The sequence below is a fragment of the Brevibacillus sp. TJ4 genome, assembly GCF_044627595.2.
Taxonomy (GTDB): domain Bacteria; phylum Bacillota; class Bacilli; order Brevibacillales; family Brevibacillaceae; genus Brevibacillus.
The window spans coordinates 1684295-1700267 of record NZ_CP185865.1; the positions used below are offsets into that span (position 1 = coordinate 1684295).

Sequence of the window (15973 nt, forward strand, 5' to 3'; positions counted from 1 at the left end):
CCCACGCTTTTCGTGCTTGAGAAAACTGTCTATCAACGTGATAGGCGGTTTTTTTGTACGTTCCGAATGAATCATGCTATGCTAGGAAGGACCACGCCGCCGGATTCTGGTGGCTGCCTGTGTTCACGTAACATGCGAGCTCAGACTTTTAGCAGGACGCAGGCGGCTGATTGACATACATAAGGAGAAAAAGTGAATGAATGTAGCGAATCTGTCGATAAAGGAAATACGGGAAAGACTCGAAATATTGGACGAGGTACCCAAAGATTTTTTACAATATTTGAAAGAAGATAAACGAAAAGGCGTACAAGCCTTGGTGCGTCAGGTAGAAGCAGTGCTGGCCAGGCAAGAGCAGCTCGCCCGGCAGTGGACGGAGATGACGGAGTACGAGCGGATGCTGCGCAGCAAAGGGCATGTCCACGTGTTTGGCATTGATGAAGTCGGGCGCGGACCGCTGGCAGGACCAGTGGTCGCAGGAGCCGTCTGTCTGCCGGAAGACTTTTATCTGCCAGGGCTCAACGACTCCAAGAAGCTGCCTGCCGCCACGCGGGAAGCGTTTTACGAAGTCATCATGCGCGATGCCCTTGCAGTCGGAATCGGCATCGTAGACGCGAGACGGATCGACGAGATCAACATCCTGGCAGCGACCAAGGAAGCGATGCGACTGGCGATCGACAACGCCGGGATGATGCCTGACGCCTGCCTGCTCGATGCTGTCCAGCTTTCCGGGCTTGCATGCGAGCAGGTGCCGATCATCGGCGGCGACGGAAAAAGCGTCTCGATTGCGGCAGCCTCCATCGTAGCCAAGGTTACCCGGGACAAGATGATGGCCGAGTACGCAGCACAGTACCCCCAGTACGGATTTGATAAAAACGCAGGCTACGGGACCGCAGAGCATGTGGCTGCAATCGCTCGCTTCGGTCCCACGCCGCTGCACCGGATGACGTTTGCCGGTGTCAAGGAGCAGGCCTAGCGCTCTTATTTTGAAGTCGTCTACAGGAGGAGGTTTTCCCCCATGTTTTCCCCATCGAGTTTGGTGCAATCGATGATCCAGCGTTCTTCGGTCTCTTCGCCGAAAACGGTCGAGCTGACGCCTGGACAAGTGTTTCGCGGGACGGTGATCAAACAGTACCCGGAAAATATGGCGTTGGTGCAAATCGGCGGCATGCAGGTACAGGCAAAACTGGAGGCGAATCTGGAGACCGGGCAAAAAGCGTGGCTGCAGGTGCAGCCCAATTCTGATGTCGTCACCTTGAAGGTATTGGATGCCCCGGTAGCGGCCAATGGAAAGGATGCTTCGCTGGAAAGCCTGATCCGCTCGCTCGGACTGCCCGAAACAAAGGAGAGCCGTGCCATCGTGCAAGCCTTGGTCAATGCCAATCTGCCCGTGACGCGGGAAGCGGTCCAGGCCATTGCCAGCGTGGTTCAGCGGCTCGGGATGGATGAGGGGACGATCAAGGCATTCCTGATGGCGATGAAGCGAAATCTGCCGCTTACACCCGATACGGTGTCCGGCTTGAAGGCATTTCTGTCTGAAAAACCGCTCAGTCAGGTGGTACAGAACTTTTTGCAGCAAGCCTCGCAATTTTTGGACGAAAACCAGGCAGTTCGCCAAGGGCAAATGCAGGCGAGCACGAACGTGGATATGCGCCAGTTGGTCGGACAGATCAGAGACAAGCTGGCAGGGCTTCCCGTGCTGCTGATGAGTGCAGAAGACGCGGAAGGAAAAGCTCCAGCGAGTCCGGGACAAGCCGGGATCTCGCGCGGCGCGGCTGACCAGACTCAGGTCCAGTCCCAAGTGCAAGTCTCTGCCGCACAACCGCGCAGCAATGGACAATCGGCAGCTCCTGCTTCGACACCCGTGCAAGCGCCACAGGCATCCCCAGGGAGCGCGGTGAATGCAAACGTGCTTGCCAATACAGGACAAGCATCGGCTAGCCCCGCTGGAAATCCTGCGACGCCACCCCAGGCTGTCGTCGCCAACGGACGCCCGGATCAGCCGCTTCAGCCAGCCACCGCTCAGGCAGGACAAGCTGTAGGAAATACTGCGGCTCAGGCAAAGGACAGTCAGCCCGGACCGATCGGGACAAACTCTACCAGCAGCATGGCAGGAACGGCAACTGCGCGGACGGGTGCAACCGAACCGAGCCAGTTGCCTGCTCAGGCAGCGGGACTGTCGCGTGAAGCGTCGGGTATACCGAGTGAGCAGGCGATGCAGACGGCGGCCGCACGTTCTGCAGCGGATGCGACTGCCGCGACATCACAGCAGCGCAACCCGATCATGGAGCTGTTCCGTCAGTTGGGGTTGTCCCATGAACGCGAGCTGATGGCGCAGACCCTGTCACAGGGTTCGTGGGATGCGCAATCGCTCAAACAGATGGAGTCGGTGAAATCGATGCTGCTCCAGCTCACCCAGGCGAACTCTGCGACAATCCCAGCGGCGTTGCGGGAAGCTGCCGACCAGTTGCTCCAGCAGGTGACAGGACAGCAGTTGATGATGGTATCGTCTTCCAACCAGGTCTTGACCCAGGTGGTGCTGCAAATCCCGCTTCGTACCGAAAATGGCGACGAGACCGCATATGTACAGATCGAGTCGCAAAAAAAGGGCGGAGGTCCACTGGATGCGGAAAACTGCCGGCTGTTTTTCCATCTCGACTTGCAAGAACTGGGCACGACAATGATCGATGTCAATATTGTCAATAAGATCGTCAATCTGCACATATACAATGACACCCCTGGTCTGGAGATGCTTGCGCAGGCGATGCGAGACGGCTTTGCCGAGCAGCTCGCGGAAGTAGGTTATCAGCTCTCGGCGATGCGCTTTACTGCGATTCCCGAGCAGCAAAGCAAGATCCCGCAGGCTGCCTCCAGTGCCGTGTCGTCGATGATGGCCGATTACAAGGGAGTTGACCTGCGCGTATGAGTCAGGAGCAGGGCAGACAGGGCGAACCCAACAAGAGAAAACAGGCTGTCGCGCTCAAGTACCAGGCCGGCACGATGGAAGCGCCCAAGGTGGTGGCAAAGGGCAAAGGCTATATTGCAGACAATATCCTGAAGACAGCGCGGGAGCACGACATCCCGGTCCAGGAAGACCCTTCACTGGTAGAAGTGTTGGGCAAGCTGGACCTGAATCAGCAAATTCCCCCGGAGCTGTATCAGGTAGTGGCGGAAATTCTTTCTTTTGTATACCGGCTGGACAAGGGAGGCAAAAACAAAGGATGAGCGATCGGCGTCGCGAAGTGGGACAAAAAGGGGAGCAGTTGGCGGCTCAGTATTTGCAGCAGCAAGGGTATGAGATCGTGGAACGCAACCTGCGGACGAGGCAGGGCGAGATCGACCTGATCGCCCTGGACCAGCAGATGCTGGTCTTCGTCGAAGTGCGGACGAGAACGTCCACTGCCTACGGCACCCCTGGGGAATCGGTAAACTGGCGCAAGCAGAAAAAGCTGCGCGAGCTGGCCCTCGCTTACTTGCAACGCCAAACAGGCCGTTTTTCGTCGTTCCGCTTTGACGTCATCGCCATCACATGTCCCGCCCGGGTGACCGACCAGCAGCAGGTCAAAATCGAGCATGTCAAGCATGCCTTTTAATGGCTGCAGCAGGTAAAAAGGGCGCTGTTCGCGCCCGCATAATGGGGATACGTCTACAGCAAGCGGGTACGCCTCGACGTACTATGTAGTGTACTCGACGCGATGTAACTCCTCCAAAGCAGTACCATCTCCTTCCAGATATAAACTGGAAGGCCTTTTTTTGTATTTTCCCTTTTTTGTTACCGGATTGTTACTTTTTTTCGAATCGTGTGATCTACGATAAGGAAAGAAATGGAGGTTTTATTGTGTTCAAACGAGCGAAGAAATGGATGACAACAACCATTGTAACAGCGGTAACAGTAAGCGGTATCCAGTTTGCATTTATTCAGGTCCCAGTTCACGCCCAGTCTGCGAATAGCGTGGACATCGGCCAGCTTGCTGCCGTTCAGGCTGCTGCAGCCAAGCTGAAGGCCAGTGTGAGCAGCGTCAAGCTGGACAAGGGGAAGACAAAGAAAGTCACGCTGACCCATAACGGAAAATCGCTGACACCTTCGAAAGCCACCTGGACGACCTCAAAATCTACGGTAGCGACGGTAAAAGACGGTGTCATTACGGCAAAAGGAAAGGGGACAGCGACAATCACGGCGAAGTACAGCGGAGAAAGCGTCAAGATCACTGTGACAGTCAATGAGGACGGAGGACTCGTCGCCAAAGACTCCAAAGTAACGGTGGAAAAAGGCAAGACCAAAACCATTTCCCTGACCTATGACGGCGAGAAGCTGACCGGATCGAAAGCGACCTGGTCCACTTCGAAATCGTCGGTAGCGACAGTGAAGAACGGGGTAATTACTGCGAAGGCGAAAGGCACAGCCACGATTACTGCCAAATACAAGGGCGAGTCGGTATCGATTACCGTCACCGTAACCGATGGAAAAGACAGCAAGGACGGCAAACTGGAGGCAAGCAAGACAAAATACGCCCTGCAGGTGGGAGACAAGAAAAGTGCCAGACTGAAGTACGACGGCAAAACCTTGACCGCATCCCAGGCGACCTGGAAGACATCCAAAGCGTCTGTCGCTACAGTATCAAAGGGCAAGATCACCGCAAAAGGCGAGGGCAAAGCGACGATTACCGCTACATATAAAGGTCAAACAGTCGAGATCGAAGTGACGGTAAGCCCCGGAGATGAGCTGGAAGCAGATAATGACAAAATCTCCGTAAAAGCAGGGAAAAATGAAACAATCAAAATCAAATACAAAGGAAAAACGATATCTGGCAAGGACGTAAAATGGAAAAGCTCCAAAACTGCTGTCGCAACAGTAAAAGACGGGGTAGTTACCGGTAAGAAGAAAGGCAGTGCTACTATCACTGCCGAGTACAAGGGAGAGCAAGTGAAGATTCGCGTGAAGGTGAGTTAAGGTTTTCTAGTAGATTGCAGCCCGCTGAATGGTGTGTTCAGCGGGTTTTTGTTTGGTATGATTGTTCATATGATGTAATTGCCCGGGTTTACTTAGTAAAGAGATTCTATAAGTAAGCCGAACTTGTAACGCTTGAGTATGGTTTTATAAATTTTCAATTTTCAAAGAATCTTTTGGAGGTTGCTTTGAAAATCCGATTGCTGCAGAAAGAAATTTGGCTTCAGAACAGAAAGTTCATTGTTCTAGTCCCTGCAAACCATACAAAGGATATTTATGCCTGTGAATTCGATAGAGACATGTTTATGATTTTTGGCAACCAACGATCGCTACAGTATTTAGCTTGTATGTTCCTTTTAAGTGCAGATCACAGAGATAAGATGATTTATTGTGAATGCTAATCTAATAATTGACCACCTAGTGGTACATTGCTCATAAAAAAGTTGACCACCTGAGCACCTCTTTCCTGTATCTTGAAGTTGTCGGACCACAAGATATAGGAGGAAAGGAAATGCTTCAGATGGCTAATTACGAGTTTATCAGGAAACAACACATTCTGCTAGGAAAGTCGATTCGCCAAATTTCTCGAGAGACCGGCTATTCCCGTCAAGTGATACGAAAGGCTTTGAAATCCTCTGAGATTCCTGTGTATCAGCTTTCAAAACCGAAGCCAAAGCCAGTCATTGATTCTGTCAAGCCCATCATCTTGGAGTGGCTGCATCAAGATGAACAAGCTCCCCCGAAGCAGCGTCATACTGCCAAACGCATTTACCAGAGACTCGTTGACGAACATGGATTCACCGGCGGTGAATCTACTGTACGACGCTACGTCAGAGAGTTGCGGGTTTCTCCCCCTAAAGCATTTGTCCCTCTCGATTTCCCGCCAGGGCGCTTTGCTCAATTTGACTGGGGTGAGGTTACGGTTCATTTACAAGGGAAACAAGTAAAGGTTCAAGTCTTTTGTATGCGTTGCACATACAGCAGAAAGATTTTTATCAAAACATTTGCTCATCAGAAGCAAGAGGCTCTTCTCCAAGGTCATGTAGATGCTTTTGAATTTTTCGGTGCTGTTCCCCAAGTCATCACATACGACAACCTGACAACAGCCGTTAAGAAGGTATTGGAGGGTAAAAATCGCGAGGAACAAGAGCGATTTACTCAGCTACGTGCCCACTACCTGTTTGAAAGCTATTTCTGTGATCCCGGAAAAGGGCATCAAAAAGGCCAGGTGGAAAACCTCGTACAGTTTGCTCAGAGGCAATTTTTTACCCCTGTACCCAGTGTTTCTTCTCTGGAGGAGCTCAATCAAATCCTCCTCGAAAAATGTATCTCTTACGAGAATACAACCGTTCCAAGGTCTTCACTAACGGTTGGAGAAGCATTTGCTCAAGAGTTGCCTATCATGCTTCCATTGGGGTCTGTCAATGATTTTGTGTAAACTCCAATAGCCGTTAGGCTCAGAGGAGATATGGTTGAACTCGCTCCGGAAACTGAACGGACAGTTGTAACAGAATTTGGCCCCAGTTCTGAACTCTCCCCGTCCACTTTCGTAACACATCCATGGTTGCCAGGTAGAGCATTTTGAGCAGGGCTTCGTCTGTAGGAAAAATGGCTTTTCCTTTGGTGACCTTTCTCAGTTGGCGATGGTAGCTCTCAATGACATTGGTTGTGTAGATCAGTTTGCGAATCTCGGGTGAGTACTTGAAAAAGGTGGAGATTTCCGCCCAGTTCGTACGCCAGGAACGGACAATAAGGGGGTACTTTTGTCCCCACGTTTGCTCGAATTGATTCAGTTCTTCCAAGGCGGCCTCTTCCGTGGCCGCTTTATAAATCGGCTGCAGGGCCGATGTGATTTTCTTGATGTCTTTATAGGAAACGTATTTGATCGAGTTGCGAATCTGGTGGATGATACACTTCTGGATTTCCGTGATGGGATAGCAAGCGGAAATGGCTTCGGAGAAGCCGCGAAGATTGTCCACGCAGGTGATGAGGATGTCTTGCACGCCCCGGTTTTTCAACTCGTTTAAGACATGAAGCCAGAACTTTGCCGATTCATTTTCCCCGATCCAGATGCCAAGTACATCTTTGTGGCCTTCCAAGTCAATGCCAATGGCCATGTAGGCGGCTTTGTTGACGATGGCACCGTCTTGTTTCACCTTGAAGTGAATGGCATCCAGGAACACGACTGCGTATACCGCCTGCAAGGGACGGTTTTGCCATTCTTTGATCAGCGGGACGATCTTGTTGGTCACGTTGGAGATGAGGGTAGGAGAAACCTCGATGCCGTAGAGCTGCTGCAGGTGATCCTGAATGTCGCGGGTAGAAACACCCTTGGCATACATGGCAATGATTTGGTCTTCGATACCCGTCACGTTCGTTTGGTTCTTTTTGACGATGGTCGGCTCAAACTCACTGGCCCGGTCACGCGGTACCTGAATGTCCACATCGCCGTACTCGGAACGCACCTTTTTCTTGCTGTAGCCGTTCCGGCTATTGGTGGTTTTCTTGTTTTTCGTGTCGTGCTTGGCGTAGCCAAGAGACGTCTCCAGTTCCGCTTCCAGCATCTCCTGAAGAGTCTCGGCAAACAACTCCTTCAGGGCCAATTGCACGTCGTCCACCGATTGCATGTTCTTTTCCTTGATCCACTGCTTGAGTTGCTCTTTGGACATCAGGCTCATGGGCTCTCCCAACCTTTCTTTGAATTCATTGTACTCTATTTGAAGGTTAGGAGTTTACACAAAATAGTTTATAGACTCTTCCATTGCCTCCACGGCCATTGGATTGTTTCCGTGTTGTACCCGTGAAAAGCAATACGCTATCCATGATCCACATTGAGAAAAATGCCTATTCCGTCCCCGTTTCCTATGCATCGACCCAGCTTACTTGCCGAGTGTTTGCTGAAAAAGTTGAGGTGTATCACGGAAAAAGCCTGATTGCGACGCATGAGCGGTGTTTGGAAAAGGGAAAGGAGATTTTGCAATACGATCATTATCTGGATTTACTTCTTATTCGTCCAGGAGCAGTTCTTTATGCTAGACCATTGCATCAGGCAGGATTACCCGCCATTTACCAAAAGTTCTTGGACAAGTGCCGCAACCGACCAGGAGGGATGAAGGAGTTCGTTCGACTCTTGCTTTTGCACCGTGAATTCGATACTTCTCTTGTCGAAGAAGCACTGGAGGAGGCCTGCCAAAAAGGGATGTTCCAATATGATGCCGTAAGGCAATTATTGTTTCAGCGAACATTGCCGGAACACCGTCTACCCCAACTCTCGTTGGTGGAGGATAGCTCTGTTCCACGTATTCAGGTAAAGGCCCCAGATCTTAGCCAGTACAATCGTTTGTTACAGAAAAGGAGTGTGGTTCATTGAGTACGAGTTTCTTGCTTGAAACCTATGCGAAACGCCTTCGCTTACCTGCGATTAAACGTGTCTATAAGGAAATTGCCCATGATGCTGCTGAACGGCAAATTCCCTACGAGGAGTTCCTCTTAGCCCTACTAGAGCAAGAAGTTCAGCAAAGGGATGCTAACCAAATCGCCAGTCGCATCAAGCATGCCAAATTCCCTTCTATGAAAACGATCGATCAATTTGAATTCTCAGCCATTCCGTCTCTCAACAAGCCCAAATTGCTTCAACTGGCTCGCTGTGAGTACATCGAAAAGACAGAGAACATCATGTTTATCGGAAACTCTGGCACTGGCAAAACTCATCTCTCCATTGCACTCGGGAAGGAAGCTTGCCATCATGGCTATTCCGTCCAGTTTTGGACTGCCGCTAAAATATGCAATGAGCTTATGGAAGCTCAGTCCCAAAAGCGAATTCTCCAGCTAGAGAGGCAATGGTTGAAAACAGATTTGATTATTTTGGATGAAGTCGGGTTTGTCCCTCTCAGTCGGACCGGGGCGGAGTTATTATTCCAATTTTGTGCGGCCCGCTATGAGAAAGGAAGCATGATCATTACCAGTAATCTGGAATTTACGGAATGGACACAGATTTTCAAAGATGAGCAAATGACGTCAGCCCTGGTTGATCGGCTTACCCATCGTGCCCACATCTTTGCAATGAATGGGGACAGTTATCGCTTTAAACAGAGCATTCAAAGATCGTGATCATGAAAAAGTTACCCACCCGACGGGTGGATTGATTTTTGCCATGGTGGTCAATTTTTTGATGAGCACTGTGGTCAACATTTTGGTTGACATTCACAATTTATTTGCCAAACACAGAAAAAGACTGGCCAATACATCTCGTGTCAATATCGATTTAATTTTCCCCAAAACTATCGGTTGAAAATCCCCCATTTTTGTCGCTACTGGTTGTTTACTTCAGCAGGCTCTGGTCGGAAGAAACCTGCTTTTTTCTTTTCCTTAATGCGATAACTCTCCCCTTTGATATTGATCGTACTGGAATGGTGAAGAAGTCGGTCCAGAATCGCAGTGGCCAAAATGGTATCTCCGAAAATCTCTCCCCAGGCTCCGTACGATTTGTTTGAAGTCAAGATCAATGAACCTTTTTCATATCGTTCGGATACAATCTGAAAAAAGAAGTGAGCAGCGGTTTCGTCCATTTTGCGGTAACCAATCTCATCGATAATCAACAAATCTGGTTTGGTGAACGCGCGCATTTTTTGGGCAATCGTGCGATTGCCATGGGCCGTCTGAAGCGACTGCACCAGATCGTGGGCGGTGATAAAATAAACCGTATAGCGTTGCTTGATTGCTTCCAATCCAAGCGCAACGGCCAAATGAGTTTTACCAACACCGGGTGGGCCCAAGAAGATGAGGTTTTCCTGATGCTCGATAAAACCCAGAGTCGCCAAGTCACGGATACGTCTTTCATCGATGGAGGGTTGGAAAGAGAAATCAAATTCATCTAGTGTTTTTTTGAACGGAAGCCGTGCTAATCGCGTTCTTGTATGCAAAAATCGTTCGTATTTAGCGGCTAATTCCTCCTGTAAAAGCTTGTCCAAAAACTCCAAATACGATATGTTGTGTTTGGATGCTTCTTCGGCGTGATCGTGGAGGATCTCGGGGATGCGTACCCATCCAAAATGTCGGGACGCTTCCAACAGGCGTTCTTGCAAGATCATTGCAGCGTCACCTCTTCTTCCGCCAGTTCTTCATACGCCGTGAGAGAGCGTTCCAACACTTCGGGTGTTGAATTCGCCATATAACGGGGTGTAGGTTGGGGAACCGGTTTGCTCGTAGATGTGCGAATTCCTTCGAAGTGTTTTTTTATGCTTACGGTCTGATGACGCCCCCACTGTTTGGGGTGTTCCGCGATAAGATGGCCATTGCAATAAAATCGCAAGACTCCATTTTTCTCATCTTGAATTTCTACTACTCGACCGATGTGCTCCCATGGAACAGAGTAACGATTGGCTTCAAAAGAAACATAAGCGTCACTCATCACCTTCCGGTAATGCCGGTCCACAACAGCAAAAGGCACGAGGTTCAAAGGTTGGAGGTCTTCCTCTTTCCATCGTTCATTCGGCATTTGATGGGTGGTTCCGTGAAGGCGACAATTTGCAACGGTGTCCAGCCAAAAGCGTACTTGTTGATTGAGATCTTGCAGCCCGGTAAAAGTGCCGATGCGAGGCCAAAAGTTCTTTCTGAGATAACCCACCCCACTCTCCACTTTTCCCTTCGTTCGAGCCCGATAGGGCTTGCAGCTCAGCAGTTTGCACCCATAGTGGCTGGCAAAGCGGGCGAAACGCTCGTTCCAGATCACCCTACCATTGTCATCTCGACCAAAAACAACTGTTTTCATGTTGTCGTACAAACAACTTTGAGGCACACCCCCAAAGTACTGCCAAGCCCGAAGATGACAACCGATGAGTGTTTCCAGTTTTTCGTCCTCGGTAAATTCTACATACATCATGCGTGAATAACCCAGCACCATGACGAAAGCGTAAAGACGCTTTTGTTTTCCGTTGACATTTGCTCGAAAATGTCCCCAATCTACTTGCGCTTGTTGTCCAGGCTTCGTTTCGTAACGCACAGTTGCTTTTGAACGAAAGTGGGGGCGCAGCGGCTTCATGAAGTCTCGTAAGATGGTGTCCTTTCCGGTATAGCCGCGGGCTTTTATTTCTTCGAAGATGATGCGGGCATTTTGACAGCCCTCAGACATTCGAGTACGGATGAAATCCTTGAAGGGATCCAACTTGCTGGGACGTGGTTTGCGAGAAGGATAGCTCTCTGGCGTTTCTTTCAGGAGCCATTTTCGAATCGTTTTTCGATCCCGTCCCATTTCTTCAGCAATTTGGGTAATACTCATACCTTTCAGACGCATTTCTTTGATCACAAAAAACTCCCCATTCTTCACCATATTTACTCTCCTCCCGGAGAGTATGTCGGCTTTTTCTGGGGAATTTTAAACCGCTGATATTGGGGATTTTACAACCGATTTTGACACTCGATCGATTTTCGAATAAGAAAAAGAATAATGAACTGGTTTTACTCCATCATTCGCTACAATGTAAACTGACTCAATGGAAAGAGATAAGGCAAAAATTACATCAGCAAAAAGGGCAGATCAGGAGTTTTGAGCTCAATCCGAGAAAATTCTCTGATTTACATTATGATGATTATCAAAAATTTCATTACGAAGAAAATAAGGATAAGATACTGATTAAAAGCAATTATGATACGTTGTTTTTAATCGGGTGTAAAATGGTTTTCGAATACACGTCTGGTTTTTTTGAGCCCCTTTCAAGAACGGGAGCAGGAGCCTTCTTAAGCAGTTATGGCCACGCACACTATCATTTAGATCTTTTCACTGTAGACTCTCAAGGGCTGTGTGTTGATTACTACGACAAGTCACTGTGGGATAAACATGTAAAATAATGGAGAACACAGTTCTTCCCGCAGATAATTTGGCGGAGGCGGTCCGGTATTGGGGAGAGGGATGGGACGTACAAAGCATGCGGACATCTACCAGCCAGACGAGAATCCGACTGCGGGGCATACATAGAAAAATTCCGCGCATCCCATTCCTGCAACTCACGGAAAGCAACCGGCATCATAGTCTGCCTGCCAGCATGACGTAGGATATGACCTAGTTCATGGTAAAAAGTGCTCTCTTTGGATTTTGTGAAGGGAGCCTGTTGTCAATAGTGATACTTCTGAAACGACTGAGTTCGTGCGACATGGAAGGAATTTCTTTGAAAATGGGATGGATGTTCAATATTTAGCGATACGACGTTCATCCAATTCTTCCGGTGATTGAATCCCTAACTGCTCATAAAAGTGACTTGGCCAGCTTTCGAGTGGTGTGGGCGAATACGACCGTTTCACCAAATCGCCTCGAATAGAACGTATGTTCCTGTTGTATAATTTTACTATTTATCCTACCTTCTAACTAATGACAGTTCTTGTAAAAGTACCAGGAAACAAATCAGCGCTTGTTAGAAGATACTAGTTATACTAACGTCACGAATAGAAAGGTTTGAAAAATATGTCGAAGTTACTGCAAGAGATATACAATGGAGCACTACGTCCAGAAATTCTGGAAAAGCTGAAACTTTATTCGGGTAAAATTGTTGCCTGCGATCCATTGATTCCCCATTCGGTTCCATTCGAACGATCAATAGCACCTGGGGAGTATCCAGTTGTTGCTTGGTGGAACGACGAAGAAGACTGCATAGCGGCGGTTGAGTTGAAGTTTTCAGAATCTCAGCCAGTTCGTTGGGAAATGGCTACTAAAGAGGGACAGCGCATAAAAGAACTAGAGGAAGGGCATATATACGGCTATCCCGTGGATACAGGGCTAGGCTGTTTTGCTGACCTTGAAGCGATCATAAAAATGGATGAATTAGAAACCAAAATTCAGCGAGAGCGCGGAGAAGATTTTATTAGCTTTTATGATGACGTTCTAGATGATTTGTTGACCGAGAACAACGATACATGGTGCAATCTCATCGTAAGTCAAGAAACGGCGCTAAATGTTATGATTTTCCGTTCTGGTTACGGAGATGGTTTTTATGCTTCATATTGGGGATTTGACGAAGGCGGGAATATAGTCTCGATCGTTACGGATTTTAACATACTCTGAATAGAAGACAGTACACAGCCTCTTGATCACTGGTCAGGAGGTTTTGTGGTTTTGTGTCGGAATAAGGTGATAACATACGTAGACATTTGGCACTATGAGACAAAATGTTCTTGCACAGAAGCACTAAGAAGATTTGGGTGGTCATATGGAAGTTAAAAAAGTAGTTTGGACTAGACAGCAATAGTTTCCCCTCAAGCATGATGTGAGAGACGTAATGACGTATTCCTCATTTTCTTGCAACCACCCTCTATCTTTTCCTACCCTAAAATAGAGGGAGGAGTTGCTATGTACGCCTGCAGCTTTTCAGGAACCATATATGGAATCGACGGGATGATCGTTACCGTCGAGACGGATATTGCAAACGGTCTGCCGCAGTTTGATCTGGTCGGACTCGGCGGTTCGGCGGTAAAAGAGGCCCGCGACCGCGTGCGGGCAGCGCTGCGCAACGCCGGTTTCGACTACCCGATGCAGCGGATCACGGTCAATCTCGCCCCGGCAGACCAGCGAAAAGAAGGCTCCGGTTTCGACTTGGCTATTGCCATCGGGATATTGCTCGCGTCCAAACAAATACCGTCACGCGAAGGACGAATTTTGATGCTGGGCGAGCTGGCGTTGGATGGCTCGCTGCGTCCGGCGACGGGGGTGCTGCCGATCCTGTTGGAGGCCAAACGGCACGGTTTTACGCACGTCATCTTGCCACGACAAAACGAGGCAGAAGCCAATCTGGTGGAAATCACGGTTCTTCCCGCAGACAATTTGGCGGAGGCGGCCCGGTATTGGGCAGAGGGATGGGACGTACAAAGCGTACGGACATCCACCAGCCAGACGAGAATTCGTCTGCGAGAGAACGCCGCACAGCCGGACTTTCGTGACGTGTATGGCCAGCCGTTCGTCAAGCGGGGGCTGGAAATAGCCGCTGCCGGTTTTCACAACGTGCTGCTCATCGGTCCGCCCGGCTCGGGGAAGACCTTGCTTGCCACCTGTCTGCCGGGGATTATGCCGGAGATGACGGTGGAGGAATCCTACGAGGTGACAAAAGTATACAGCATTGCCGGCCAGCTTACACGGATGAGCGGGCTGATTAGCGAGCGGCCATTTCGCGCACCGCATCATACAATTACGGCTACAGCGCTAGTTGGCGGGGGAGCGCAAATTCCCCGCCCTGGTGAGTGCAGCCTCGCGCATGGCGGGATATTGTTTCTCGACGAGCTGCCGGAGTTTTCCCGTCACGTCCTGGAAGTGCTGCGGCAACCGTTGGAAGCAGGTGTCGTAACCATTGCCCGATCCAAGCAAGTGTTTACCTTTCCTGCGCGATTTTTATTGATTAGTTCTTGCAATCCTTGTCCGTGTAGTTAATATCCTTGGAGAAAGAATACCGAATGTTAACTGATGCACGTGGACGATCGTTATACTCGTCCCGGATAGTATGAACCTGGATTCGATCCACCAGGGTCTTGACGATTTCCCGTTTTGATTCAAAGGTAAGCTTGTCATCCAATTTTTTGCGAAGAATAGTAAGCAACTGAAAGGCATTCTGGAGTTTGTCTGAATAATCCTGGTCTGCATCCAATGTATTCCGTAATTCCACCAACCGGTTCTCTAAAACTTCTTTTTCCTGATTGATCTTTTGAATCTGCTTTTCTAAATCGGTAAAGGTAATAATGTTCCGTCTGAAAAGGTCTAGGATGCTTTGGCGCTCTGTGTCCTTTTCATCAATTGACCTACGAATAAGAGTAAGCTCAGACTCAATATCGTCCTTCCTCTGTTCTTTTGTTTGCATGGTGGCGGCTATTTCCTGGAGTGCGTCTTCAGGCTGGTTTAAAAATGCCAAACAATCTTGCCACACCAACTCCTCGATCCAATTCTGTGGAATGTTTTTCGATGTACATTTTCCCTGCATAGGGCCTTTATAAGCCTGCTTACCAGTGCATATGTAATACCCTTTGGGAGCACGCTGATTCCCTGGAAAATGGACACCTACATAAGTTAGACCGCAGCATTGGCATTTCATGAGCCCACGCAAGAGGTATTGGTATTTCGTATTTCGTGTAGCCTCAAGCTGGTTGTTCCTTAACACTTTCTGTGCTTTTTCCCATGTTTCAACATCAATGATCGCCGGAACATCACGTTCGATGATCTCACGTTCTTTTGAGCTTCTTTTACCATAACGATGGAGTCCTTTGTATGTAGTGTTGGTAATAATCCCGCGAACTCTGGATGGTCGCCAAATGCCGGCCGTATTTTCTTTTCGTTTACCTCGAGTAATCTTACGATCGTCTTTCGCATACGCAGTGGGTACACCGAGAGCATTTAGATAATCCGCGACTTTGATACAAGAATGGCCTTGGTTGGCCAGCATGTGAAAAATAAGACGGACAACCCCCGCCTCGGACATGTCTGAGTGGGGTAATTGGTCATCACAAATCTCTAGGTAGCCCTCGCTGTTTACGCGGTAACCGTAAGGGACGATACCCCCCAACCACTTCCCGGACCTTGCAGCACGGTTTGAGCCGTACCAGAGGCGCTCCAGGATGGTCTCACGCTCCAAATCAGCTACGCCAGCCAAAATGGTAAGAAGAAAGCGTCCTGAAGGATCTCCGGTGTCAAAAGGTTCTGTCATGGAACGAATCTTGACTCCGTGACTCTCTAATTCATGTACTGAGTTCAGGATAATCCTAGCCGACCTACCGAGCCTGTCCAGACGATAGATCAGGAGTAAATCAAATTCTCCGTTCTTTGCTTCTTCCAGAAGCTCTCGGCCGACTGGACGTGCTTCCAAGGGAATAGTACCCGTAACTCCGTCATCTTTGTACCACTTAATTACCTGCAGTTGATGGAGATCAGCATACTTACGGGCAAATTCGAGCTGGTTTTCGATCGTACCACGTTCAGCTTGATCATCAGAACTTACGCGGGCATAAACTGCCAATCGCATGTTTTATCCTCTCCTAGTATCAAATTAATCGTAGATTTTG

Annotated in this window: 13 protein-coding genes and 1 pseudogene; 10 read left to right on the forward strand and 4 right to left on the reverse strand. The window is 49.0% G+C overall.

Annotated elements, in window-relative coordinates:
* Positions 1 to 196: 196 nt before the first annotated feature.
* From ACAF76_RS08110 to istA (ACAF76_RS08135), 6 genes are all read left to right on the forward strand, one after another.
* Positions 197 to 973 carry a ribonuclease HII gene (locus tag ACAF76_RS08110; protein WP_400163421.1) on the forward strand — a complete coding sequence of 259 codons (777 nt, stop codon included), beginning with the start codon at positions 197 to 199 and terminating at the stop codon, positions 971 to 973.
* 42 nt (positions 974 to 1015) lie between these two features.
* Positions 1016 to 2923, forward strand: a complete 1908-nt coding sequence (locus ACAF76_RS08115) for a hypothetical protein (RefSeq protein WP_400163422.1) — start codon at positions 1016 to 1018, stop codon at positions 2921 to 2923.
* Positions 2920 to 3222 carry an EscU/YscU/HrcU family type III secretion system export apparatus switch protein gene (locus tag ACAF76_RS08120; RefSeq protein WP_400163423.1) on the forward strand — a complete coding sequence of 101 codons (303 nt, stop codon included), beginning with the start codon at positions 2920 to 2922 and terminating at the stop codon, positions 3220 to 3222. The genes ACAF76_RS08115 and ACAF76_RS08120 overlap by 4 nt, the downstream gene beginning before the upstream one ends.
* On the forward strand, positions 3219 to 3590 hold the full coding sequence (locus tag ACAF76_RS08125; RefSeq protein ID WP_400163424.1) for a YraN family protein: 372 nt from the start codon (positions 3219 to 3221) through the stop codon (positions 3588 to 3590). Before ACAF76_RS08120 ends, ACAF76_RS08125 begins: the two co-directional genes overlap by 4 nt.
* A 245-nt stretch (positions 3591 to 3835) precedes the next feature.
* Entirely contained in the window at positions 3836 to 4948 is a 1113-nt protein-coding gene (locus ACAF76_RS08130) for an Ig domain-containing protein (RefSeq protein WP_400163425.1), read from the forward strand.
* Positions 4949 to 5456: 508 nt separating this feature from the next.
* A complete protein-coding gene (istA, locus tag ACAF76_RS08135) occupies positions 5457 to 6383 on the forward strand; it encodes an IS21 family transposase (RefSeq protein WP_421617676.1) in 927 nt (308 codons plus the stop codon).
* 19 nt (positions 6384 to 6402) lie between these two features.
* Here the strand turns inward: istA (ACAF76_RS08135) and ACAF76_RS08140 are convergent, their stop codons facing one another.
* The gene (locus ACAF76_RS08140; RefSeq protein ID WP_421617677.1) at positions 6403 to 7623 is read right to left on the reverse strand and encodes an IS256 family transposase; all 1221 of its coding nucleotides are present in this window, start codon (positions 7621 to 7623) and stop codon (positions 6403 to 6405) included.
* Between the two features lie 83 nt (positions 7624 to 7706).
* Between ACAF76_RS08140 and ACAF76_RS08145 the strand changes: the two genes are divergently transcribed.
* The gene (locus ACAF76_RS08145; RefSeq protein ID WP_421617678.1) at positions 7707 to 8315 is read left to right on the forward strand and encodes a Mu transposase domain-containing protein; all 609 of its coding nucleotides are present in this window, start codon (positions 7707 to 7709) and stop codon (positions 8313 to 8315) included.
* Positions 8312 to 9055, forward strand: a complete 744-nt coding sequence (gene istB, locus ACAF76_RS08150; protein WP_227278642.1) for an IS21-like element helper ATPase IstB — start codon at positions 8312 to 8314, stop codon at positions 9053 to 9055. Before ACAF76_RS08145 ends, istB (ACAF76_RS08150) begins: the two co-directional genes overlap by 4 nt.
* A gap of 200 nt (positions 9056 to 9255) precedes the next feature.
* Here istB (ACAF76_RS08150) and istB (ACAF76_RS08155) read toward each other — a convergent pair whose 3' ends face one another.
* Complete coding sequence (gene istB, locus ACAF76_RS08155) at positions 9256 to 10035, reverse strand: IS21-like element helper ATPase IstB (protein WP_421617417.1); 780 nt, start codon at positions 10033 to 10035, stop codon at positions 9256 to 9258.
* Entirely contained in the window at positions 10032 to 11273 is a 1242-nt protein-coding gene (istA, locus tag ACAF76_RS08160) for an IS21 family transposase (protein ID WP_400162873.1), read from the reverse strand. The genes istB (ACAF76_RS08155) and istA (ACAF76_RS08160) overlap by 4 nt, the downstream gene beginning before the upstream one ends.
* 1128 nt (positions 11274 to 12401) lie before the next feature.
* Here istA (ACAF76_RS08160) and ACAF76_RS08165 point away from each other — a divergent pair.
* Entirely contained in the window at positions 12402 to 12998 is a 597-nt protein-coding gene (locus ACAF76_RS08165) for a DUF4241 domain-containing protein (RefSeq protein ID WP_400162874.1), read from the forward strand.
* Positions 12999 to 13283: 285 nt separating this feature from the next.
* Positions 13284 to 14348: pseudogene (locus tag ACAF76_RS08170) on the forward strand (YifB family Mg chelatase-like AAA ATPase); the annotation flags it as partial.
* Here ACAF76_RS08170 and ACAF76_RS08175 read toward each other — a convergent pair.
* Positions 14323 to 15933 carry a recombinase family protein gene (locus ACAF76_RS08175; RefSeq protein WP_400162875.1) on the reverse strand — a complete coding sequence of 537 codons (1611 nt, stop codon included), beginning with the start codon at positions 15931 to 15933 and terminating at the stop codon, positions 14323 to 14325. The pseudogene ACAF76_RS08170 and the gene ACAF76_RS08175 sit on opposite strands and share 26 nt — an antisense overlap.
* Positions 15934 to 15973: the final 40 nt, after the last annotated feature.

Bases quoted from the DNA above. Each gene is read 5' to 3' on its own strand.
- istB (WP_421617417.1), bottom strand. From the start codon at position 10,035: ATGATCTTGCAAGAACGCCTGTTGGAAGCGTCCCGACATTTTGGATGG.
- ACAF76_RS08165 (WP_400162874.1), top strand. From the start codon at position 12,402: ATGTCGAAGTTACTGCAAGAGATATACAATGGAGCACTACGTCCAGAA.
- ACAF76_RS08175 (WP_400162875.1), bottom strand. From the start codon at position 15,933: ATGCGATTGGCAGTTTATGCCCGCGTAAGTTCTGATGATCAAGCTGAA.
- istA (WP_421617676.1), top strand. From the start codon at position 5,457: ATGCTTCAGATGGCTAATTACGAGTTTATCAGGAAACAACACATTCTG.
- ACAF76_RS08110 (WP_400163421.1), top strand. From the start codon at position 197: ATGAATGTAGCGAATCTGTCGATAAAGGAAATACGGGAAAGACTCGAA.
- istA (WP_400162873.1), bottom strand. From the start codon at position 11,273: ATGGTGAAGAATGGGGAGTTTTTTGTGATCAAAGAAATGCGTCTGAAA.
- ACAF76_RS08125 (WP_400163424.1), top strand. From the start codon at position 3,219: ATGAGCGATCGGCGTCGCGAAGTGGGACAAAAAGGGGAGCAGTTGGCG.
- ACAF76_RS08120 (WP_400163423.1), top strand. From the start codon at position 2,920: ATGAGTCAGGAGCAGGGCAGACAGGGCGAACCCAACAAGAGAAAACAG.
- ACAF76_RS08140 (WP_421617677.1), bottom strand. From the start codon at position 7,623: ATGAGCCTGATGTCCAAAGAGCAACTCAAGCAGTGGATCAAGGAAAAG.
- ACAF76_RS08115 (WP_400163422.1), top strand. From the start codon at position 1,016: ATGTTTTCCCCATCGAGTTTGGTGCAATCGATGATCCAGCGTTCTTCG.